Origin of the sequence: Paenibacillus terricola (genome assembly GCF_014779765.1) — a bacterium.
Lineage (GTDB): Bacteria > Bacillota > Bacilli > Paenibacillales > Paenibacillaceae > Paenibacillus_T > Paenibacillus_T terricola.
This window is the reverse complement of the sequence record NZ_JACXZA010000006.1, coordinates 452,199-474,997: the sequence shown is the minus strand read 5'-3', so window position 1 is coordinate 474,997 and position 22,799 is coordinate 452,199. Positions and strand designations below refer to the sequence as shown.

The window sequence follows — 22,799 nt, the reverse complement described above, 5'->3', positions numbered from 1 at the left end:
CCTCCTCCTTTTAATGAAGGGATGATTCGCATGTTGAAACGCAGATTAATAATGCTATTGTCGATCTTCATCCTTGTCATGGGAGTGCCTGTGGGGACTGTTATGGCTCAAGACACGAATGCCACATTCGAGTTAAAGCTTAAGTTTACGGACAAGGATGTTAAGCTGTCTATTATAGGTCATGGGCTTATGGATATGTACGCTTATGATTTGGAATTGTCCTATGACGAGAATATCCTAGCATTCAGCAAGGCGGAAACTTCGATTGCAGGCTTCTCGGTGCAGCCTATCCTTAGCGCCAATACGATCCGAATTGCGCATACGAAGATAGGTGAAACAAGCGGCGAGAAGGGTAACGTGGAATTGTCCGCGATAACCTTTAAACGTATAGGTGCCGGGGCAACAGCTATTAAGCTAAGCAATATTAAGCTCGTTGATTCTAAGCTGGACATGGTTACGTTAGAGCCTAAAGTAACGGCAGCGGTTAAAGATGATCCCAATGTGTTGATTTTCTCAGACATTAAGGGACATTGGGCTAAAGAGGCAATTGAACGTGCCGCAGCACTAGGCATAACGAGTGGTTACCCGGATGGAACGTTCCGTCCTGGCAATAAGGTGACCCGAGCTGAGTTTACGACGATGATTACACATGCCTTTACCTTACAATCGGCAACAGGAATAACGCCTGAATTCGCTGACGCGGCGATGCTGCCGCAATGGGCGAAGACGTCAATTGCTGAAGCAGCAGGAGCGGGTATTGTGACCGGCTATGCGGATGGAACCTTCCGTCCGAACCAACTTATTACGAGAACCGAGATGACGGCTATTCTCGTACGCGTTCTCGATCTGCAGATGAATGCGCAAGGGAAGCCAACCTTCGCTGATACGGACCAGATTCCTGCATGGGCGCAGCCTTCGATAGTGGCCGCTGTGAATGCGGGCATTATTAAAGGTACCGGCGGCAACAATTTCTCACCGAAGAGCAACGCGAGTCGGGCAGAGTCCGTAACGATTATTATGGCTGCGTTGGACTATCAGGCAGGGCAGAAGGGATAAAGGAATTTATTAAGCCGGGCATCCGAATAGGGTGTCCGGCTTGTTTTATGCAGAAACGTTATTGGCGTTCTTAGCTGGTCTCGAATGCTTCCGGTACTGGTGATCGGTGTAAGGCTTTGAATTCTCTAAAGTTTTATAAGGATTGCCTTTACTTTTGTTGATATCTAACTCTCTGTGGTTTCGATATAATGAATGCACATTTTGTGACCGAGTGGGAAAAAGGAGAGCAGCCTGACATGAGCGATTTGCTTAAGACAATGCGAGCTGTTGACGTGGTATCCCGAGCAGGCGTGCGTGATGCGGAAGCAGGGCATGCGCTGCAAGAGGAATTCGTCCGATCGGGCGTGAAGTTCACCGCCTCCCCGAAGGGATTAGAGGATGTCTATTACGCTGCCGTAGACAAGCTCGCAGATTGTGTGAAGACGGATGGGCAAGGGAATGCCATTCTGCAAGAGGGCGGCATTTACTTCGGCTGCTGGTTAGAGAGCACCGGAACGATTAACGCTGAGCTGTTGGCGCGATTTGCGCCGGAGACGGCGCAATCGACATTCGTACAGTTCGCCCGCTTACAACGTGAGGACGGGTTGCTGCCTTATAAGGTTACGGCTGATGGCGCTGTGTTCAAGCAAATTCAACTGGTGACGCCGCTGGCGCGCAGCGCGTGGAACCATTATCGGTTGAACGGTCGGGATCGTCTGTTTCTAGCGCAGATGTATGAGGCGCTCGCGAGGTACGATGATTGGCTCGCGCAGTACCGCGATACTCGTGGCACAGGCTGCGTAGAAGCGTTCTGCGCGTACGACACGGGACATGATCTGTCGCCGCGTTTCTGGCATGTACCGGATACACCTTATATGGACGATCCGAAGCGTTATGATCCGGCTGTTCCCAGCTTGCCGCTGCTTGCACCTGATCTGACAGCAAGCGTCTACTGCGGCCGGAAGTATCTGGCGAAGATGGCGGCGGAACTAGGGCAAGAAGAAGCGGCGATTTCTTGGGAACAGAAGGCACAGCAGACGCATGCGAGCTTGCTCGAGCATTGCTTCCATGAAGAGGACAGCTTCTTCTACGATGTGGATCGGCATGGCGCATTCGTTCGCATTCAGTCCGATGTGCTGCTGCGCGTACTCGCTTGCGAGGTGGGAGATGCCGCGTTATTCGATGCTGCGCTTAAGCGGTATTTGCTCAATACGCGCAAATTTTTCGCCAAGTATCCGCTGACCTCGATTGCGATCGATGATCCGCGGTTCGATCCATTCTCGAGCTATAACACGTGGGCAGGGGCGGTTAATTTCCTTAGCCTTATCCGCGCGCCGCAAGCTTTTGAACAGCATGGCCGGCACGTAGAGCTGACTTGGATCCTGCAGCCGATTGTTTCGGCTATCTCGCGTATGGAGCGTTTCGGTCAATGCCTAAGCCCATGGACTGGGGAAGAAGGCTTCACGGAAACGTACTCGCCGGCTATTCTGTGCGTACTCGATTACATCGAGCGGTTATGCGGTATCGTTCCAACGCCAGATGGGGAGCTATGGTTCACCGCTCTAATGCCGCAAGCGCGAGATCACGGCGTGAAGCTGGCGGATGAAACGGCATATTCGCGGAATGTGGATGGCGTACGATTCGAGCTGCATAATACGCACAAGACATGTGCGATCTATCGCGATGGCGAGCTATTGTGCGAGTTTCCGGCAGGCGTCCGCATCGTGACCGACCGCGCTGGTAGGGTACGCAAGGTAATCGGAATGACGGTTCAGCTGATCGAAGGGCGATTGTTCCAAGACGGCGTCGAACTGCCGCTTCGTATCGCCGGGAACGAAGTGCTGCGGCTGCAAGATGGACGATTCGAAGTCGAGTCAGCGCCCGGCGTCGTCATGCCAACCTATGAATGAGGGGGTTCGTCATCTTATGCCCCGCTGCAAGAAATAAATGGAAGATTAAGCGTGTAATAGATTTGTTATACGGTCATGACCCAAACTAGCCAATTGGACGGTTTGGATCATGGTCGTTTTTGTGTTCTCGATAATTCTTTAATTTCCTAAGTACGATCTCTATTTTTTACATTTTAACGCTTACATTGTCACGATAAGATCAAGAATGTGGAAAAGAAGTTCGCTTCCTTTTTCATTGTGTAAGCGCTTTAGTATGATGGCTCTTTATTGAGAGCGTTAGAACAAATACTTAAGAGGGGAAGTCACACGATGGACAAACGATTAAAGAAGATTTTGATGTTAGTGTTTGCGGCTGCATTGTTGTTGCCTCAGATCGGGATTGCGCAGAAGGCGAATGCGGCAGATGCAAGTACGGTTGTCTATGACATGCAGCAGGATGCGGGCATCAGCGGAGCTGCGGCAGATTCTGAGTTCAACTATACGAACTACATTCAAAACAGCGGCGGTTCTCCACAAATTCATGATAACGGCAACTCGATTTATGTAGGTCAAAGAACGGGCGATTACAACGGTGCGGACATCAAGTTGAAATCGCTCAACTTGACAGCAGGAACGGAGTATACGTTCACGGTAAGCGGACACGTAGACAGCAGTGCGACGATACCTGCCACTTCGCAAATCGTGCTCAGCAGCCCTAATAAATGGGGAACAGCAACCTACAAGGACAATTACAAATGGCTCGTCAATAAGACGCTGGCTGCGGGCGGCTTTACGCTCGAATACACGGCTACCTTTACGGCTGACGACATCGCAGCCATTGCGGACAATACCTATTTCCGACTTCAAACAAACGCAGACGCCCAAAACGTTCCTTTGTACGTAGACAATATTAAAATCGCTGCTGGTGTTTCTGTCGTATATGATATGCAGACGGATACGCAGATCAGCGGAGCAGCGGACGGTTCCTCCTTCAATGGGACAGGCACTCTTCAAGGCAGCGGCGGCGGGCCTGTCATCCATAAGAACGGCAAAGCTATTTATTTGTCCGCGAGATCCGGCGATTACAATGGCGTAGACATCAAAATGAAATCGCTCGGCTTGACCGCTGGGGCTGAGTATACGTTCACAGTAAACGGACACGTAGACAGCAATGCGACGGTACCTGCCACATCGCAAATCGTGCTCAGCAGCCCTAACAAATGGGGAACGGCAACCTACAAGGACAATTACAAATGGCTCGTTAATAAAGGCCTGACTACGGGCGGCTTTTCGCTCGAATATACCGCTGCCTTTACATCTGACGACATCGCAGCCATTGCGGATAATACCTATTTCCGACTTCAAACAAACGCAGACGCCCAAAACGTTCCTTTCTATGTGGACAACATTACAGTCATCAACAAGTCAACTGGCACTCCAGTGACACCAACAACTCCACCTCCGGCTTCGGATAAGCCTGTTGTAGCCTACGACTTGCAATTGGATGCTGGGCTTGCTGATTTAGTTTCTGGCGGTGGAAGTACCTATTTGCAACGTGCAGGCAACCTAACGATCAACGCTGTGTCGAATACGAATGGCACGGTGTCACTTGACCTTTCCAATAGAACGCTTAACTATGAAGGCATTGATGTTAAAGCTTCCGCAATTGGCTTGAAAGCGGACGTTGCTTACACTGTTGCAATGACAGGGCATATTCCTAATGGCGTTACTATTCCTGGCGGCGCAAAAATCGTTCTCGGCACATCTGGCAGTCCTTATGCTACATTAGCGCAAGCTGATGCAGCTGGCACATTCACATTAAATTATAACGGAACAGCGGCTGCAGACACAGGCGAAACATCTGGGCTTAGAATACAAGCCGACCCTGGTTTGTCCCGATTTGTAATCGATACACTTACTGTTACCGTTGCAGGCGGAACAGCAATGCCTCCTAAATCGTTGTCAAATGTTCCTGGTGTTCATGTTTCATTAACATCAAACAAGGACAGCTGGTCGGGCGCTAACATTATTTTGGGAACTGATAGTTCTGTATGGCCTTTCTCTACTGGCGACGCAGCAGCTTTCACACCCGTTAAAGACGCGAAATATCACCTTACATTCAACGCTACATCCACAGGCGCAAGCGGTTATCGTGTGCGTTGGATTACTGGCAATGACAATGGCGGTTATACTGCAGGAGATGTTGCAGTTGTCACAGCGGATACTAGCCGCACCTATCAAGTTGGTATAACGGCTAACGGACTTCCAGCTTCATTCACTGGTGCAGGGGTTGTAAAAGCTCAAGCGATTGACTATGATGTCGACTTCACCATGAGCGGAAGCGAACTTGCACAAGGGCTAATTGGTAACATTGCTATTCGCGGAACATCGGGCAGTAGTGACTTTTTGTTAAACAGCATTAAGATCACTGATGATAGCGGTAAAGTTCTGGTAAACTGGGTTACTGATAATTCTTCATTTGTGTCAGACCCTTATGAGTGGCCAACGGCGCAGTGGGATCTTACTCTACCATCGCTGAAAGACGCATACAGCAAATACTTCAAAATCGGCAACATCATGGAGCCTACGCAAACGACTGACGCAACACTGACTACGATGTACGACAAGCAATATAACGTAGTAACCGCTGAGAACTCGATGAAGCCTGAGAATCTATTGAGGAACATCTCGTCGGCAAGCGATTTGTCGGATCTAAGCAAGTATAACTTTGCTGGTTCTGACCAAATTGTTCAGTGGGCTGAGGATCATAACCAGTCCATTCACGGGCATACGCTTGTGTGGCATTCACAGACTCCAGCTTTCATTAATACAGGAACTTCTGGCACCCGTGCAGCCGCCAAGGCGAACATGGAAACTTTTATCAACAACGTAATCGCGCATTTCGACAGCCCTAACCTTATTTCTTGGGACGTTGTAAACGAAGCATTCGACGACAACACAGCCAAATTCGATGGCAGCGATTGGAGAACAGGCTTACGTACGGGTTCACCTTGGTATACAGCTTATGCCAATGGCGCGGACGCGAGTAAAGGCGAGAGCGGTGCGGATTATATCTATGATGCATTCGCATTTGCACACTTAGCGCAAACTCAAATCGACAGCACGGCTACGTTGTATTACAACGACTACAACGAGACTTATAAGTACGAGGAAATTGCGCAAATGGTTGAAGACCTTAACGCGCAATGGGAACAAGATTCTCGTTATGATGGTCGTAAGTTAGTTGAAGGCATTGGCATGCAGTCTCACTTCTGGATTAATAGCAAGCCAGACGTAAACGTTCAAGAAGTGGAAAGAGCTATCAAGCGATTCGTCGAGACTGGTGCTAGAATCAGCGTTTCCGAGCTCGACATTCCTTATTCGGCTAACAACAACTATCACCTTGACGAAGCGAAGTTGGCTGAACAAGCACAACAATACGGCACGCTGTTTACGATCTACAAACAATATGCAGAGAGCATCGACCGTGTTACCTTCTGGGGCAAAGCCGATATACAGAGCTGGCGCAGCTCCGGTATGCCTTTGCTGTTCGACAACAGCTTTAGACCTAAGGCAGCATTCTGGACGGTTATCGGTTTAGGTGATACCACTAGCAGTGGCGGCAATGGCAGTGGAAGCGGCTATGTTCCACCAGTGACAGGGGAAACTTCAATCGACTCGAAAGATGGCCAGGTAACCGTTAAACCTAAGGTTGAAATGAAGGATGGCGCAGCGACATCCGTCGTATCGAACGATGATCTGACGAAAGCGTTGAAGCAAGCTGCTGCGAATGCTGAAGGCAACAAGCAAGTTTCTGTAGAAATTCCTGCTCAAGCAGGCGCAACGTCTTACGGTGTGCAGTTGCCGGCAGCCAGCTTGAAAGCTTCGGGTACGAGCGTCATCTCGATTAAGACGGATAAAGCTGCGATCGACATCCCAAGCAATATGCTCGCCAACACGGACGCAGCTGCTGCGGATAAAGTAACGATCCGTGTATCCGATGTTTCGACGGCAGCGCTCAGCGACGCCGTTCGCCAACAAATCGGCGACAGACCGGTTATCAATCTTGAAGCATTGGTTGACGGCAATGTCATCTCTTGGAGCGATCCGAACGCGCCGATCAAGGTATCGATCCCGTATAAGCCAACTGCAGAGGAACTGACTAATCCGGATTCGATTATCATCTGGTACATCGATGGCAGCGGTCAAGCTATTCCTGTAGCTAACAGTCATTACGATGCGGCAATTGGATCGGTAGTATTCACGACAACGCACTTCAGCAACTACGCTGTAGCATTCGTTGTCAAAACATTCGGCGATATCCAATCCGTACAATGGGCGAAGTCAGCGATCGAAGCGATGGCTGCACGAGGCATCATCACCGGCACTTCGGATACGACATTTGCTCCGCAAGCTAAAATCAAGAGAGCCGACTTCCTCGTAATGCTCGTTCGCGCGCTTGAACTGAAGGGCACGAATGAGCAAGCGACGACATTCGGCGATGTGAACGAGTCGGATTACTACTACGATGCCGTGAACATCGCGCGTCAGCTCGGTATCGTGAAGGGAACGGGCGATAACCTGTTCCAACCGAACAGCAGCATTAGCCGCCAAGACATGATGGTTCTCGCCGCTCGCGCTGCTGCTGCCGCAGGCAAAACTTTGTCAAGCAGCGGCTCACTGGACGCATTCGGCGATGCTTCCAAAGTATCGGCCTACGCGCAAGACAGCGTGATTGCACTTGTCGATGCAGGCATCGTCATTGGCAGCAACGGTAACCTTGCTCCGCAATCTTCCTTGTCCCGTGCAGAAGCGGCTGTCATTCTGTACCGGTTGTGGAACAAGTAAACGTCAAGATGCCGATGAGGCTGGACCAACAGCTTCACGCAATGAAGGAATAGCACCAAAAAGAAGACAAAAAGCATAACGGGATGAAGCAGAGGCCTCTCTGCTTCATCCCATTTGCGTTTCTATAATTGGTTAAACAAACTTTAGTTTGGATCAATAAGATACATTACCTTTCGACATAGCCTATGCTAATATAGGGTTCACAGTAGTGGTGTAAGCGATTTCAGTTAATACCCGACGGTCATATGCCGTCAAGGACATAGGAGGAGCTCATGAGAAAAGTCATTCTGGTCGACGACGAGATGTTTGCCCGCAAAGGGCTAGTGGGCTTAATTCCTTGGGAGAATTATGGCTTCGAGGTCGTAGGGGAAGCGGAAGACGGAGAAGAAGCTCTTGCCCTGATCGAGCAAACGGAGCCGGATCTCGTCATTACGGATATCCGTATGCCCGTCCTGGACGGACTCGAACTGATTCAAGCGGTTCAGGCTCGCCAAGGCAAGGCGATTCGGTTCATCATCATTAGCGGATACGGCGATTTCAAATATGCGCAGCAAGCCGTCAGGTATGGCGTTCAAGATTACTTGCTGAAGCCGATTGACGAGAATGAGCTAGTCGATTCGCTCGTCCGAATCGGCGAACTGCTGAGAAAGGAGCAGCCCCGAATGGATGCGGGCAATGCCCTGCTGCATGCTTCCCTGTTCGAGAAGCTGCTCTCCGGCAGAGCGGAGGAGGCGTCGATTCATGAAGCGGCGAATACATTCGGATTGCCGGAGCGATTATCGCTCAGATATATCGTCGTAGAGCTGAATGACGTACGGGGGGAAGCAAACGACGCTGAACGAATCGAGCGGACGGAGCGCGCGATGAGAGCGATATCCCGAGTACTGACACGAACGGCTTCCCGCAACGAGCCTTATATTCATCTTCGAGGCGAGTTCGAGTTGAGCCTGCTTGTGCAAGCGAATGGCAACGCTCAAGAAGCAAGGAGGATCGGCGAAGAGCTCGCCCGAGCTTGCGGCGGCATCGGGAATGCCGTTCCGAAGATCTTCATTGGGGAAGCTGTGCCGGAGCTTGCTCAGGTTCGACAGTCGTACTTATCCGCATTGGAAGCAATGAAGCATAAATATGCCAAAGACGATGAGAATGTGATTCTTCACGACGATGTCAAGGATAGCGTTGTGCATTACAAAGAGGTTGATTCCGGATTGTTCACCGAGCTTATGGAGCGATTGGAGGAGAATGACGCAGAAGCGATGAAGGCGGTGACGGAGGCGATATTCGCGACTTTCCGCGAGCAAAGCTTCGCCTTCGAATCGATATCGACCGCAATGTCCCGATGCGTACACGGAGCGACACGGATCATACAGACGATGCAAGGTGATGAGAAGAAGCTGGCCTCGCTTAAACCAATGCTCGAGTGGACGACCGAGCCCCGCACGCTGCGGGGGCTTCGTGAGCTGCTTCTAGGGTTCCTGACCGAATCCGCAAAGTATATCTCAGAGCTTAGAGGCATGATAGGCAAGGGAGACATCGGCAAGATCAAAGCATATATCGAGAATCATTACAACGAGAATATCAGCTTAAAGAGCATCGCCGAGCGCTTCTACATGAACTCGGTATACTTGGGCCAGCTCTTCAAGAAGTCTTATGGCGTCTACTTCAATGAATTTCTGCTGCAGCTTCGAATTCACGAAGCGAAGCGCCAGCTGCGGCAAACCGACAAGAAGGTGTACGAGATTGCTTCGAGCGTAGGCTTCAGCAACGCCGACTACTTCGTAACCCAATTTGAGAAGGTCGAACGGAAAACGCCGACCGAATACAAGAATGCGTTGTTCCAGAAGAATTGAGCGGCGGTGGAGTCGATGCGAGTGAACTTACGAGAATCGTTTAACTTAAACAACGTCAGACTGCGAAATAAGATGCTTATCGTTTATTTTTTGTCTGTATTTATCCCGGTCATTCTGACCAATGTTATTTTCTACGACATTACGACCACTAACGTCAAGCGTCAGAAGATGAAAGACATCTCGCTCGCCATCGAGGAGATTCGCAACGATTTCATGGCGCAAGTTGACGCGGCTGTCGGGATCTCTGCAGTCATCTATAATGATCCGTACTTGAACCAGTATTTGGAGGAGAACTACGAGATTCCAGCTGCATACGTGCTTAATTATCAGTCCTATATTATTGGTATGCTCAGCAAATACAGTCCTGTCTACGAAACCATTCAACGAATTACGCTTTATACGAACAACAACACGATCATTTATGGCGGGCAAGTTGAACCGATAACGAATCAGACAAGACAGCAGCCTTGGTACAAACTGATCAGCGATTCAGAGCCTTCGACGCCATTCTTGACGAAGACAACAATCGATTATCTAGGCGCTTCCGGCGATGTGCTGAGCGTCATAAGCAAGATCAGCAATTCCAGAGGATCGGAACAATGGGAGAAGCTGATGAAGATCGACCTTCACCCGGAAGCGATCAAAGAGATTTTCAGCAACGTAATACTGGAAGGCGGCAATCTGTATTTGCTTCAAGGAAATGAAGTGCAATATTCGACGAATGCTGCAATTACCCCATCCAGAGTGGCCGATTTCTCCTCAACGCCTGTTCCGAAAGGAACGATTGTGATAGACGAAGATTTCGAGAACGTATCTTATCTGAGCGACTGGCGAATAGTCGGAGAATTCCAAGAGTCTGCGGTGCTGAAGGAGGTTCACAAATCTAGAAATTTCGTTCTGTATTTGGCTATTCCGAATCTTCTCCTCTCGACGCTTGTCATCATCTGGTTTACACGGTCACTAAACGTGCGGCTGATTCGAATATTAAAGCAAATGAAGAGAGTCAAGAATCATTCGTTCGAAACGATCGAACGACAGGACACCAAAGATGAAATCGGGCAGCTAACCACAGAATTCAACCGGATGACGCTGCAAATTAAGAGCCTCATTCATGATGTTTACATCGCTGATATTCAGAAGAAGGAGCTGCAGCTGGAGCGCAATCAATCGCAGCTTCACGCCTTGCAGAGCCAGATTAATCCGCATTTCCTGTTTAATTCGCTCGAAACGATCCGAATGCGGAGCTTGATGAAGAAGGAAGAGGAAACAGCTAAGATCATTCAGAATATGGCTAAGATTTTCCGCAGATCGCTCACTTGGGGCAAGGATTGGGTGACGATCAAGGACGAACTGGACCTTGTCGCATGCTTCCTTGAGATACAGAAATATCGGTTCGGAGACAAGCTGGACTTCCGCATTGAAGCGGATGAGTCGGTGTTGGGCTTAATGATTCCGAAGATGACGCTTCAGCCGCTTGTCGAGAATGCCAGCATTCACGGCATTGAGAAGTCGAAGAAGGCAGGCTTGATCCGAGTTGTGGTCGAGATGACCGCAGAGGGACTCGTCTGCACGGTACGAGACAATGGAGCGGGGATTCCGGCCGAGAAGCTGGATATGATCGTGAGCGATCTGGAGAATAACGAGGACATCGGGGAAAGCGTTGGCATTAAGAATGTCTATTATCGATTAAAACTTTATTACAAAGAGAAGGTCGATTTTGAAGTGGCAAGCGAAGAGGGAGAGGGAACCGTGTTCAGAATCGTGGTTAAGGAAGGGTTGATTGCATAGCAACCTATATAATTTTCAAAGCTTTATGTTTAGTTTATTCGGTAAACAAGCCCTTGAAATGCTTTTATACTGAAAGTGCTTACAAAAACATATCGCATTGAGAGGGGTTCGAAGGTATGGCAAAGAAATTGCTGGTCGCTGGGATGGCTGCTGTTATGGCAATGTCCGTAGCTGCATGCGGAAGTGACAAAAACGACGAAAACAATGCGCCTAAAGATTCGTCTACCACTCCTACTACCGGAAGCGCTTCAACTACAGAGACAAAAGATGCGCCGAAAGACAAAGTAACGTTCTCGATGTTCCTCGGTGTATCCGGTGAGAAGGACGTTAACACCAATGAAACGACGATCGGTAAAGTGCTCGAGGATCAAACCGGCGTCAACTTCAAGCTCGAACACTTGGTCGGCGACCTCAACACGAAGATCGGTACGATGATCGCAGGCGATAAATATCCTGACGTTATCGTTCCGGACGCTGCGATCGAAGAGGTAATGAAAGCGAAAGCTTTTATTCCGCTGGATGATTTGATCGAACAATATGGCCCGAATATTAAACGCGTATACGGACCGTATTTCGAGCGTATGAAAGCCGATTACGGCGGTCATATTTACTTCCTGCCATATTCCGCTCAAGTCGGAGAAGTTACGCCGGATCCTAACATCAACCAAGGCGCTTTCTGGGTACAACGCCGCGTGTTGAAAGAAGCAGGATATCCGGTAATCAAAACGATGGACCAATACACGAAGTTGATCGAAGACTTCGTTGCTAAGCACCCGGACGAAGGTCTGACGGGTACCCTTACGCTGACGAATGACTGGAGATTCTTCGCAACGTCCAACGTGCCGATGCACTTGGATGGCTTCCCGAATGACGGCAACGTTGAAGTTAATCTGGATACGCTGGATGCCAAAACTTATGCTGGTTCTGACTCCGAGAAGCGTTGGCTGCAAACTTTGAATACGCTCAATGGTAAGGGACTGTTCGACAAGTCGTCCTTCGTAGACAACTATGATCAATATATTGCAAAGCTGTCTTCCAAGAAAGTCGTAGGCTTCTTCGACTACGGCTGGCAAGTCGGCACTGCGGCAAATGCGCTTAAAGACGCTGCAAGAAAAGATCCGACGCAAGACGATTACGTGTACTACCCGCTCGCTGTAACGTGGGACGGAACGAAAGACCAATACCTGGATCCAGCAGGATGGACGAGCAACCGCGGTATCGGCATCACGAAGAGCGCGAAAGATCCGGCTCGCATCATTCAGTACTGGGATAACATGCTGAAAGAAGAGAACCAAGTTCTGATCAGCTGGGGCATCAAAGGCGAAACGTACGAAGTCAATGATCAAGGCCGCTTCTACCGTACGCAAGAACAAATCGACAAAATCGACCAAGCATTCAAAGAGAAATACGGTTTCGCTACTTACGACTGGGATTTCCCGCAATACAATTCGACGTCCACGTTTGCTGACGGCAACGCGCGTTCGGTTGGCTTCCAGCCGGAAGTGTTCGAAATGAGCTTGACGGAAGGCGACAAAGCGATTCTTGGCAAATACGGCATTAAGACGTATGCCGACATCTTCGATAAGCCGGAAGATCGTCCGTGGTTCCCAGCTTGGAGTATTCCGAAGGAGCAAGGCTCGGCACAACAACTGTGGGAAACGAAGAAAGACGATCTTGCGAAGAAATACTACGCGAAGCTCGTTCTTGCGAAGCCGGATGACTTCGAAGGCATCTGGGCTACTTACAAGAAGGAGTTCGACAAGCTTGATACTGCCGGCTACGAGTCGTGGTACAAGGAGCAGCTCCAGAAACTCGTAGCAATTGCTAAGGCAAAGTAATGGGCTATAACTAGGAAGAGGCGAAAGGCCGGCTTAACGTGCTGTTCCGCGCATAAGTCCGGCCTTTCCTTTATCTTGTGCCCGACGGAGGGAGAATGAACCATGGACAATAACGCCACGCTGACAACGTCTCCTTCGACGTTGGAAAAGAAACCGACTGGGCTGAAACTGTTCTTCACGAGACTATTGCAACAACGGATGTTAGTTCTCATGTCCATTCCTTTTGTGATCTGGCTGGTCATCTTCAAGTATGTACCGATTTGGGGTTGGACGATCGCTTTCCAAGACTATCAGCCGGGATTGAAATTCTCGGAGCAGCAATGGGTAGGATTTAAGCATTTCAAGATTTTGTTCACGGATGAGACATTCTCTGATCAATTTCTGAGAGCTGTAAGAAATACGCTGGCGATGAGCGGTATTAATCTGATACTTGGCTTCGTTTCGGCGATTACGTTGGCATTGCTTCTTAATGAGGTTAGAAAAGTCGCGTTCAAACGCGTCGTGCAAACGGTAAGTTACTTGCCGCACTTTATCTCTTGGGTTGTCGCTGCGGGCATTATTCAAACGACGCTGGCTCCGGACGGTGTCATTAATGAGTTGTTGAAATGGATAGGGGTCATCGATAAAGGACAGGAATACTTATTCCTCGGCAAGGCTGAGTGGTTCTGGGGAATCTTCGGAGCAAGCTCGGTATGGAAAGATATCGGATGGAATACGATCGTTTATCTCGCTGCTATCTCGTCCATCGATCCAGCGCAATATGAAGCGGCGGAAATGGATGGAGCAGGCCGGTTAAGACGGATGTGGTATATTACACTGCCAGGTATTAAGCCGGTTGTCATCGTATTGTTAATTATGAATATCGGATATTTGATGGAATCGGGATTCGAACCGCAATACCTGCTCGGTAACGGTATGAACGTCGATTATTCCGAGAACATTGACATATTTGTTCTGAAATACGGGCTTCAGCAATTTAACTTCCCGCTTGCTACTGCGGCAGGCATGTTCAAAACGGTGGTCAGCTTCATTCTCTTATTCTCAGCGAATCATATCGCCAAGCGAATGGGACAAGAAAGATTGTTCTAGAAGGAGGGTTTCAACATGGCGAATTTGGCGTCTGTATCCAAGACAAGAAAGTTCTCGAGTCGGAACTCTTCTCTGGGTGACAAAATATTCGATATCATCATTTACGTAGTTCTCACTTTACTCATGGTCGTTACGCTGTACCCTTTCATCAATACGTTGGCCGTTTCTTTAAACGCCGCAGCGGATTCGATGAAGGGCGGTATTCACCTGTTGCCGCGGCAATTCTCATTGGAGAACTATAAGTTTGTATTCAATGAAAACACGGTATACAATGCGACGTTGATCTCCGTTCTCCGCAGCGTTATCGGTACAATCGTTACGGTATTCGCTTCGGCAATGGTTGCTTACACGATTAGCCGGCCGGAATACGTGTTGCGGAAATTCGTTACGATCGCCTTCATTATTACGATGTACATTAACGGAGGACTCATCCCGAACTTCTTGCTCATCCGGGATTTGGGCTTGCTTGATACCTTTGCGGTTTATATTCTTCCAGGCATCATCGGCGTGTTTAACTTGATCATCATTCGTTCCTTCATTGAACAATTGCCGGACAGCATTCTCGAGTCGGCTCGAATCGATGGAGCGGGGGACTTCAGAACATTCGTTAACATTGTGCTGCCGCTTTGTCTTCCTGTACTTGCGACAGTGGCGTTGTTCTCGACCGTATCGCAATGGAACTCTTGGTTCGATGTATTCTTATACAACTCGTCCAATGAGCATCTGAGCACCTTGCAATACGAGCTGCAGAAGATTCTGCAGAACTCGAATACGACTTCGAGCGCGGAGTCCGGGTTTGCGAACTCGGGCGCGGGCGATTCGATGAAAGTGTCGCCGCTCTCCATTCGCGCGACGATGACGATCGTAGCATCCGTGCCGATGATCATCATTTATCCGTTCCTGCAGAAGTATTTCGTCAAAGGAATGACGGTTGGCGGCGTGAAAGGGTAATAGAAACGAGCATAAGGAAGAAAGAGCAGGGGCCGAACACTAATGTGTTCGGCTCCTTTTTCGTTTATATCGCCAAGGGGAAACTCAAATTTTTGCATAAGAAGTGGTAGTCCTTATTTTATACTGCATGTACCAAAAAGTCTTATTGCAGGCAAAATTGAATGCGAATAGAGTTAGAGGAGAAATGGAAGCAAATTTCATAGTGCAGAAGGGATGGTCCTCGCAATGGAGTTCGGCTACTCGTTTGTTCCGAATGAAAGCTGCCAATATGACAGGGAACAAGGATATGGTTTCTCCTTGCCGCCTAAGCGTTCGAAGACAGAAGATATGAGAGATTCGTGGCCTGGCGATTATTTCGATTCCGTCATACCGTCGCTATTGATGGACGTGCCGAATGGCACCTACAAGGTGGCCTTAACGTTCGGCTCATCCGATGCCCCCACCGTAACGACGGTGAAGGAAGGTCTGGGACGACTGCGGCTGCATGAAGTGAAGACGGAAGCGGGTCAATCGGTAACGCATTCGTTTGCTGTACATGTGATGGACGGGCAGTTGAAGCTCGCTTTCGGCGGGGCGGCTCCTCTGGTGCAGAAGGTTGAAGTGAAGCGGGTGGCGGACATTCCGACCATTCATCTTGCCGGCGATTCGACTGTAACGGATCAACCGTCAGGTCATTATCCATATACGGGTTGGGGTCAAATGATCGGTCTGTTCCTTGCGGGCGGCATCGCGACAGCGAATTATGCATGCTCCGGAAGAAGCAGCAAGAGCTTCATCACGGAGGGACGTCTGAACCGGTTGGAGAAAAAGCTGCGCCGAGGCGATTTCCTTCTCGTCCAGTTCGCGCATAACGATGAGAAAGATAACGATGGAGGAACGGATCCTTTTACGACGTATCAGGCGTATTTGAAACAGTATATCGATGTTGCTCGCAGGCACGGGGCATGTCCGGTGCTGATCGCGCCGATGCATCGGCGTTTCTATGAAGAGGACGGCACGATTCGCAATACGCACGGCGATTATATCGAGGCGATGCGGCAGCTGGCCTTGCAGGAGCAGGTACCGTTCATCGACTTGGCCTCGTTAAGCAAAGCGTACTTCGAAGAGCTGGGAGAAGAGCGCTCCAAGCAGGTATTCCTATGGACAGAGCCTGGACAATACGAATGTCTTCCGGAAGGCACGCAGGATAATACCCATTTCTCCGAATTCGGCGCGATTGAGATTGCTAGGTTGGTCGCGCAAGGAATCCGTGATGCTGGAGTAGAGCCGCTCGTACACCATTTGATCGCTCAAAAGGAAGGGGCAGCGCTATGAAACCATCTGTATGCATAGAATCGGTGTTCCGGGGATTGGAACTGACGGAGGCATTATCTTTAGTCAAATCGAGCGGATATGATGCGTTCGAGTTCTGGAATTGGAGCAACAAAGACATCGACAAGATGCGGGCAGAGATGGATCGATTGGAGCTGTCTATCGCGACGTTCTGTACGGAGGGCGGGACTTTGGTCGATCGGGAAAAGCATCAAGCCTTCTTGGTCGGTCTATCGGAAACGGTCAAAGTTGCGCAGGGCCTGGGCTGCCGTTCTTTGATCGTAACGGCAGGGAATGAGCTTCGCGAGGTGCCGCGTGAAGCGCAGCTCGAGAATATCGTGGTCGGACTTCGAGCGGCGGTCCCGATTCTTGAAGCTGCGGGTGTCACGCTGACGCTGGAGCCGCTTAATACGGCGGTTGATCATCCGGGATATATCTTGGCAAGGTCCGACGAAGCATTTGACATTATCGATCAAGTTGGCAGCGAGCAGGTGAAGGTGTTGTACGATATCTATCACCAGCAGATTACAGAAGGCAATCTAGTCGCTACAATGCTGCCAAGGCTCTCGAGCATTGGCCATATCCATGCTGCGGGTTGCCCAGGAAGACATGAGCTGTATAAGGGCGAGATCCATTACGCCAACGTATTCCAAGCCCTTCGATCCGCGGGGTATGCCGGTTATGTCGGACTCGAGTATTTCCCTTCCGAGGATGCGGCCAGCGGCTTGGCGAAGGCAAGAGAGTTGTTCTTGTAGGTGACTAAATTGTTCATGACTTAGAAAGCCGAAGCATTAACGATGCAGATGAAAGACACATGTGCGGAATCATCCGCGCATGTGTCTTTCTTGTTAGGACAGTTAAATTGCACATAAAGTAAAAAACAGAGACATATGAAAGCGATTTCTTCTCGAATAAAATGAATGTGATAAACCTGAAGGCAGGAATTAATGCGGCCTTTACGAGAACGGGTCACATGGCATTAAGCCGAGGTGCCCAACCCATAGTGTGGTTACAAGCTGCAGTTCATTTAGGTCGGTAGAAAAGAGACATCTCCATTTGTCATACATTGAGTTGCTTCTTTTCTATTTTTTTGTGTGTCCAGAAGAGAGAAGTCTTTTGAAAGGTGGTGGTAAATTTTGATTGACGAGAACGGTTGAACGCTGCTTCGAGAGATTATTTATTGAAACGCATTGCCGAAATGGAGGTGCTTATTAGGTTCATTGAATGGAAACTCAATCCGTAATAATTCCATAAAGGGAGGAAATTTTTTTGAAAAGAGTAACTGCCTTTATATTGATGTTCGTTCTGCTTCTGAGCTGGATGCCCGGTTTTTCGCAGCGGACTGCGTCTGCAGCCATACAAGATTATAAAGTTCTAGATCTCAAATTTGATGATAACCTTAATGACAGTTCCGCCAGCGGCATTGCCGCAACGTGGAATGGAGACGCAGCAACCTATATTACAGGTAAGGTAGGGAAGGCCATTAGCTTCAATGGCACTAACAATTCCATTGATTTGGGGACGTTATCCGCACTGCAGCCGCAGAACTTAACGGTTTCCTTCTGGGTGAAGCCGGATGCCGCTCTGACAGGGGAGCATATGGTTGCGTGGTTCAAGCCGAATGGAAACTTTGCGGGCAATGGCTTCTACTTATCCATTCTCAACGATAACGTACCGCTGAAGCTGTCGACGGGAACGGCTCCGCAAGAGTCATACGTAGAAGGAAGCCGAGCTGCCTTCTTCCCGGTAGGCGTGTGGACACACATCGCAGTGACCTATGATAACGCCACAGGGACAACCGCCATTTATCGTAACGGCATCGCACAGCAGGTGAAGTATAATACAACAACGAAAAGCGGAATTGTAGGCAATGGTACGGACCATAAGTATCTTGGCGACAACTCGCCAGGATATGCCGGGGGATTTGCCAAGCTCAATATGGACGAATTCAAAGTATATAGCACTGTGGCAACCCCGTCTGAAATTCAGAGCCTATATACTACTGAAGGCGGAACAACATCTTTGACGGTTTCCACTAGCGGGACGAATATCATTGTAAATACCGGGGCGGGGTTAAGTTACATCATCAACCAGTATGGAGATCTGATATCCGCCAACATGAACAGCACGGAGCTGCAAGGTAATTACAAGCCTTCGCATACCAATTCCGGATTCCCTTCGGGGACTGTCTCCTATCAGCTATTCAATTCAGGTTCTACCGTGCTTATTACGGTTGCAACCGAACCGTTCACACATTACTATGCGTCCCGTGCAGGCGAGAATATTATCTATATGGCTACTAATATTACACAGGCGGTATTCGGCGAATTTCGATATATTTTCAGAGGAAATGGAAGCGTTCTCACTAATAGAATTGCGGAGTCGATGAATGAAGGAGCGGCTGGAACGGCCGAGAGCGGAGATGTTTATCTTCATGCAGACGGTCATACTTCATCGAAATATTACGGCAATGAACGGGCAAAGGATTTGTCCATTAAGGGCGTTACAGGCAATAACGTCGGTGTATTCGTAGCTTATGGCAGCCGAGAAAAAAGCTCGGGAGGTCCATTCTACCGAGATATTCAATTCCAAGACGCGGAGGTCTACAACTATACGTTCTCCGGTCACGCGCAGACCGAACCGCTTCGCCTCGGCTTGCATGGCCCCTATGCATATATTTTTACGACGGGATCAACGCCTAGCCTTCCGAGTTACAGCTGGATGTCCAGCCTGAATCTGCAGGGTTGGGTAGCCGATTCTACACGAGGCCGAGTTATCCTTAACGGTCTGAATGGCAGAGTGAGCGGTTACGACTATACGATAGGTTTCTCCAACAGTGATGCCCAATACTGGTATACCCCTGCTCCAGCGGGAACGACCTCCATGTATGGAATCATTCCCGGTACGTATGTCATGACCGTGTATAAGGGAGAATTGGCTGTGTACACGGAGAATGTGACGGTTAATCCAGGAGCCCCTACTACGCTTAATACGCGTACGATTACGGGGGATCCAAGCACTGCATCTGCTATCTGGCGGATCGGGGACTGGGACGGTACGCCGCTCGAATTTAAGAATGCCAGCAGTCTGTCGAGGATGCATCCATCGGACATCCGCAACGCGAGCTGGGGACCTACCACCTTCGCCGTCGGTAGTCCAGCGGATCAATTCCCGGCTGTACAGTTCCGTGGAGCCAATACGCCAACTACGATCACCTTCAACTTGACTGCTGCACAAGCAGCTGTTGCTCACACCTTGAAGATTGGAATTACGGTTGCGTATAACAATGGGCGACCGAATGTAGCGGTGAATGGCATAAATTATGGGGCAAGTATTTCAGCTCAACCTGCAGGACGAAACATCACAATCGGTACGTATCGTGGCAATAACACCACATACACCTACAACATACCAGCCTCAAGCTTTGTTGTCGGTACGAACACGATGGAAATTGGACCGCTTAGCGGATCGAGTGACCTTGGCTCGTGGCTCAGTGCGAGCTTTGCCTATGATTGCCTCGAATTGCAGTGAATTTATGCGTTCGCGTAGCATTACAAGAGATCGAATAGAGAAAGATTGATCGACAAATTCATTAGAAGCCGGACATCCTAGCGGGATGTACCGGCTTTTTATTTATAGCAGGGTATTCATAAATCATTCCCAGTCAGAAAAATGAACATAAATTAAAAATCACAGACATATGAAAGCGCTTTATAGCTCTCTATAATATAAATGCTTGTTCAAGAAACAACTATGATGGAGGGTCCCTATGAGAAAGTTTCCGATGATCCTGCAATTGGCTTTGATTTTATTCTGCGTGATGGCGATTCCTCTGGTTATCGTTACTTGGTTCAGCGGTGCACAGATCGTTCGAAATTCGGAGGAAGCCATTGCCGAGTCCTCGCTTGCAGGGTTGAATGCCAGTCAAATGCTAAATGAGAATGCACTAAATAACATTGCTCAGAATACGGTGCGCTTTGCTTCCGCTGGCACTTTTGATCGCATTCGTTCCATAGAATCCTACGTCAAACTCAATGCAGAATATCAGAATGTGCGCAATGCCAATACCATTCTCAATGAATTAGTCACATTGAATCAAAGCATTGACGGCATTTATTCTTCCTTCTTCTACTTGAACGATGCTGATTATGTGGTTTCATCCGACAAAGGCATTATTAAGCTCGCGAATTATGAATCGATCGACTGGATGGGTCAGGCCTTGCAAGAGCGGATAGGCATTCAAGGCGTTTGGTATCCCCGCATGAATGGCGCAGGCATCCACATCATTTCATTCATCTTCCCGTTAAATAGCCTTTCAACAGCTACGCAAGGCACGATTGTAATCAATTTAAAGGAAAGCCAAGTCGAGAAGTATTTGAATACTTCAAACTTCGGGAATCAGAATTATTGGCTAATGAAGGCGAATGGGATCATTATTTCTCAGACGGATAAGCAATTGCTGCTTACCAATGGCAACGAAGACCCCGAGCTTCAAAGCATTCTGGAACAGCAGTCTACGGAAGGCTATGAGGTGCGGGAGGTAGATCATAATCGGTTGATGTACGTCTGGTCAAGGTCGAATGAACTGGGCTGGATTAACGTAAGTAAATACTCGGTTGACGAGCTAATGAGGAATACGCACATTCTTCAGAAGAAAATAATTGTGCTCAATCTAGTCATTCTCTTCTTAGGCTCTATCCTAACGGTCATTGTTGCAACTTGGCTATCTAACCCGGTACGGAAGCTGGTACGAACGGTGCGTGAGCGAGTTCATCTAGGAGATGGCTCTAGGACGAATGAACTAGCGTTTCTGGAAAAGGCCTTCAGGAGAATGCAGGAGGATGAAGAAGAGCTCCATAGGCTGCTGGATGAGAAGGAGCATGACGTTCAGAAGGCAGCTATTCAAAACCTTCTTCGGGGGGAAGTAACCAGGGAGATCGAAGACATATTCCAAGCGCCTTATTATCTTGTCGTAGTGGCTTCCATTGATCGTTATCGTGAATATATGAACCGAACCAATCCTGAAACCCGAAAGTATCATCGTTATGCTTTAATTTCCCAGTATGATGGATTATTCCCATATGACGTAATAACAAGATGCGTTTATCAAGGCGACGGTCAATTTGTCATGATTATTAATTTCAATCAAGAGCTTTACGCTGATAACGGTAAAGTAATCGCAGCTATTCTCGGTATTATTAAACAACAGGCTGTGAAGACGCTTGAACATTCCGTAACGATCGGCGTAAGCCGATGCTCGGATGACATCGGCACGGTTCCGAATCAATTAGCTGAAGCGATGGAAGCGATCAAACAAAGGATGGTTGCAGGAAGCGGCTGCATCTTGCATTGGAAGAATGAGATGGCTCAGAGCACGAAGTATATTTATCCGGCTAACCGTGAGATGAGAATACTTAACTTCATAGACAATCGATCGCTTCATCAGATTAAGGAGGAGCTTGACAGCATCCGTAATGAAATCCAAACAGCGGAACATGTGTCGTTCGACAATATTTTATTTATTTACAACCAATTAGCGGGGGCAACGATTAAGCATCTCCGCGAGAACAATGTCAATACGACACGGATATTCACCAAGCGAGGAAGCATTTATGCCGCACTTGCGTCTTGCGATACGCTGAGCGAGATTGAAGAACATCTATATAGCTTCTATAGCGAAATCATTAAATATTTTACAAGTGCAAGCGAGTCGAAAGAGTCGAATCACGGTGAACGCATCGTCCATTACTTGAACGAAAATTATTATAAGGATATCGTCTTTGAAGAGATGGCCAAGGAAATTGGAATCAGCTATTCGTATATGCGCAAGATCGCATACGAGATGACAGGATTGAGTCTGGTCGATTATCTGAATAAGCTGCGAATCGACAAAGCCAAAGATATGCTGATGGACTCTGGGCAGACGATCGCACAAATCGCCTCAGAGGTTGGGTACTATAACGTCCGAAGCCTTAATCATTATTTCCGCAAATTCGAAGGGATGCCGCCAAGCAGCTTCAAGGCTGCCAAGATGAATGGCATTAAGCCTATCGATTGACTCCACTGTATTGCAACAGGTGTTTTTTGATTATAGGTGCATCAAATGATCTATTTTACGCTGAATTCATTAATATAAAGCGATTAAAGATCAGAATGCGACTGTCAGAATCATTATCTGTCGTTTACCGATCGGAAGAAGTGAC

General features: G+C 48.6%; 12 protein-coding genes. All 12 read left to right on the top strand.

The features are described from left to right. Positions 1-30 precede the first annotated feature (30 nt). Complete coding sequence (locus H8B09_RS23785) at positions 31-1,056, top strand: S-layer homology domain-containing protein (protein ID WP_191206064.1); 1,026 nt, start codon at positions 31-33, stop codon at positions 1,054-1,056. A 236-nt stretch (positions 1,057-1,292) separates the two neighbouring features. Then, entirely contained in the window at positions 1,293-2,945 is a 1,653-nt protein-coding gene (locus tag H8B09_RS23780) for an MGH1-like glycoside hydrolase domain-containing protein (protein WP_191206063.1), read from the top strand. 309 nt (positions 2,946-3,254) lie between these two features. Next, the gene (locus tag H8B09_RS23775; protein WP_191206062.1) at positions 3,255-7,772 is read left to right on the top strand and encodes an endo-1,4-beta-xylanase; all 4,518 of its coding nucleotides are present in this window, start codon (positions 3,255-3,257) and stop codon (positions 7,770-7,772) included. 272 nt (positions 7,773-8,044) lie between these two features. Beyond that, positions 8,045-9,619, top strand: coding sequence for a response regulator transcription factor (locus H8B09_RS23770; protein ID WP_191206061.1), 1,575 nt, complete (start codon positions 8,045-8,047; stop codon positions 9,617-9,619). 21 nt (positions 9,620-9,640) lie between these two features. Then, on the top strand, positions 9,641-11,407 hold the full coding sequence (locus tag H8B09_RS31100; RefSeq protein ID WP_318152727.1) for a cache domain-containing sensor histidine kinase: 1,767 nt from the start codon (positions 9,641-9,643) through the stop codon (positions 11,405-11,407). Positions 11,408-11,523: 116 nt separating this feature from the next. Beyond that, positions 11,524-13,245, top strand: coding sequence for a type 2 periplasmic-binding domain-containing protein (locus tag H8B09_RS23760; RefSeq protein WP_191206059.1), 1,722 nt, complete (start codon positions 11,524-11,526; stop codon positions 13,243-13,245). Positions 13,246-13,347: 102 nt separating this feature from the next. Next, positions 13,348-14,334, top strand: a complete 987-nt coding sequence (locus H8B09_RS23755) for an ABC transporter permease (protein WP_191206058.1) — start codon at positions 13,348-13,350, stop codon at positions 14,332-14,334. A 15-nt stretch (positions 14,335-14,349) separates the two neighbouring features. Further along, on the top strand, positions 14,350-15,285 hold the full coding sequence (locus H8B09_RS23750) for a carbohydrate ABC transporter permease (protein ID WP_191206057.1): 936 nt from the start codon (positions 14,350-14,352) through the stop codon (positions 15,283-15,285). A 225-nt stretch (positions 15,286-15,510) separates the two neighbouring features. Beyond that, entirely contained in the window at positions 15,511-16,599 is a 1,089-nt protein-coding gene (locus tag H8B09_RS23745) for a rhamnogalacturonan acetylesterase (protein WP_191206056.1), read from the top strand. Further along, entirely contained in the window at positions 16,596-17,351 is a 756-nt protein-coding gene (locus H8B09_RS23740; protein ID WP_191206055.1) for a hydroxypyruvate isomerase family protein, read from the top strand. Before H8B09_RS23745 ends, H8B09_RS23740 begins: the two co-directional genes overlap by 4 nt. Positions 17,352-17,865: 514 nt before the next feature. Continuing rightward, positions 17,866-20,127, top strand: coding sequence for a rhamnogalacturonan lyase B N-terminal domain-containing protein (locus H8B09_RS23735; protein WP_224753919.1), 2,262 nt, complete (start codon positions 17,866-17,868; stop codon positions 20,125-20,127). Positions 20,128-20,365: 238 nt separating this feature from the next. Then, complete coding sequence (locus tag H8B09_RS23730; RefSeq protein WP_191206054.1) at positions 20,366-22,654, top strand: AraC family transcriptional regulator; 2,289 nt, start codon at positions 20,366-20,368, stop codon at positions 22,652-22,654. Positions 22,655-22,799 lie beyond the last annotated feature (145 nt).

Excerpts from the sequence above, each read along its gene's own strand:
- H8B09_RS23770 (WP_191206061.1), top strand. The coding sequence starts at position 8,045 with ATGAGAAAAGTCATTCTGGTCGACGACGAGATGTTTGCCCGCAAAGGG.
- H8B09_RS23785 (WP_191206064.1), top strand. The coding sequence starts at position 31 with ATGTTGAAACGCAGATTAATAATGCTATTGTCGATCTTCATCCTTGTC.
- H8B09_RS23740 (WP_191206055.1), top strand. The coding sequence starts at position 16,596 with ATGAAACCATCTGTATGCATAGAATCGGTGTTCCGGGGATTGGAACTG.
- H8B09_RS23750 (WP_191206057.1), top strand. The coding sequence starts at position 14,350 with ATGGCGAATTTGGCGTCTGTATCCAAGACAAGAAAGTTCTCGAGTCGG.
- H8B09_RS23755 (WP_191206058.1), top strand. The coding sequence starts at position 13,348 with ATGGACAATAACGCCACGCTGACAACGTCTCCTTCGACGTTGGAAAAG.
- H8B09_RS23775 (WP_191206062.1), top strand. The coding sequence starts at position 3,255 with ATGGACAAACGATTAAAGAAGATTTTGATGTTAGTGTTTGCGGCTGCA.
- H8B09_RS23760 (WP_191206059.1), top strand. The coding sequence starts at position 11,524 with ATGGCAAAGAAATTGCTGGTCGCTGGGATGGCTGCTGTTATGGCAATG.
- H8B09_RS23730 (WP_191206054.1), top strand. The coding sequence starts at position 20,366 with ATGAGAAAGTTTCCGATGATCCTGCAATTGGCTTTGATTTTATTCTGC.
- H8B09_RS23780 (WP_191206063.1), top strand. The coding sequence starts at position 1,293 with ATGAGCGATTTGCTTAAGACAATGCGAGCTGTTGACGTGGTATCCCGA.
- H8B09_RS23745 (WP_191206056.1), top strand. The coding sequence starts at position 15,511 with ATGGAGTTCGGCTACTCGTTTGTTCCGAATGAAAGCTGCCAATATGAC.